The 590-nt window shown below is 70.0% G+C and carries 1 protein-coding gene; it reads right to left on the bottom strand.

What is annotated here, in order from left to right:
- Positions 1 to 96: 96 nt before the first annotated feature.
- Positions 97 to 480: a hypothetical protein gene (locus tag ACFV2X_RS55475; RefSeq protein ID WP_385631930.1), complete on the bottom strand. Its 384-nt coding sequence runs from the start codon at positions 478 to 480 to the stop codon at positions 97 to 99.
- Positions 481 to 590 lie beyond the last annotated feature (110 nt).

Genomic DNA, 590 nt, shown 5'->3' with positions numbered 1-590 from the left:
GTTTGGGTCATGGGGTGGGGGGGTTTGGGGGGGGGGGGGGGGGGGTTTGGGGGGGGGGGGGGGGGGGGCCCCCCCCCCCCCCCCGCCCGGACGGGGTCAGTTGGTGGCGTCGACCTCCTCGTCGTCGGTGCGCCACAGCGGCAGGGCCTCGAAGTCCTGGCTGGGCGCGAGCTTGATCACGGCCGCGCGCACGGTGGCGGCCTTGACGGTGGCGGGCATGAGGGCCGCGACGGCGCGCGGGTCCTTGTTCGCGCGCCACATGGCGTAGAGCACGCGCTGACGTTCAGCGCGGGCCTTCGTCAGCGCTTCGCGGGCGGCCTGGTAGGTCGCCTCAGCCTCCAGCCCTTCCATGAGGAGAGGGGTATCGACGCCCTCCCGCTGGCAGGACGCCTCGATCATCTCGGCGCGCATGGCCTGGTAGACCGTGCGGCCAATCTCCTCCGCCTCGGCCTGACGCTCGGGGGTGATCTGCTCGCTCATGGGTTCCTCCGGTGTGGGTTTCGAGTGGTTCTTGTTGTTCGGGGTGCCACCCCCTTCCAACAAGCTCAATATTACCAGTACTAGACCGGATTCGGGAAGTCGAAAAGGGG

Source organism: Streptomyces sp. NPDC059679, from assembly GCF_042734105.1.
Taxonomy (GTDB): Bacteria; Actinomycetota; Actinomycetes; order Streptomycetales; family Streptomycetaceae; genus Streptomyces.
The sequence above is the reverse complement of the archived record's forward strand: the minus strand, read 5'-3'. Positions and strand labels throughout refer to the sequence as shown.

What these genes read in the sequence shown, in the direction of transcription:
- ACFV2X_RS55475 (WP_385631930.1), bottom strand. Translation starts at nt 480, where the DNA reads ATGAGCGAGCAGATCACCCCCGAGCGTCAGGCCGAGGCGGAGGAGATT.